The 471-nt window shown below is 71.3% G+C and carries 1 pseudogene; it reads right to left on the reverse strand.

Annotated elements, in window-relative coordinates:
• Positions 1 to 471 (reverse strand): annotated as a pseudogene (locus AC5Y5V_RS31405) (serine/threonine-protein kinase PknD); the annotation flags it as partial.

The following is a 471-nucleotide window of genomic DNA, read 5'->3' on the forward strand; positions in this document are numbered from 1 at the left end:
GCGGGGATGCCGACGGCCGCGGCGGCCACGGCGACCGCACCGCCGCCGATCAGTGTGATTGTGGTGCGCCGGCTGATCCAGCCGTCTTTCGTCCGGGGCGACGGATGTTGGGGCCCAGCTGTTTCGGTGGGAGCCTGCGGTGCGGCCATGACGGTGGCCGGCTGATCCGGCACGGGCGCAGGTGCTGGTTGGGTCTGTCGGATTCGTGTCGGGTTGGCGGCGGGCCTCGCGATGGGTTCGGTGATGGCGTTGCGGGCGGCGTCGGCGAGTTCGACGGTGGTGGTGTAGCGGTGGTCGGGGTCTTTGGCCATGCCGGTGGCGATGACGTCGTCGACGGAGGCGGGCACGTCGGGTCGCGCGATGGAGGGCCGCGGGGGCGGCGCGCTCATGTGGGCCATGATCAGCCGGGGCATGGTGTCGGCGTTGAAGGGTGGTTCGCCGGTGAGGCATTCGTAGAGCACGCAGGCCAGC

It is taken from the genome of Mycobacterium sp. NGS68, from assembly GCF_059812195.1.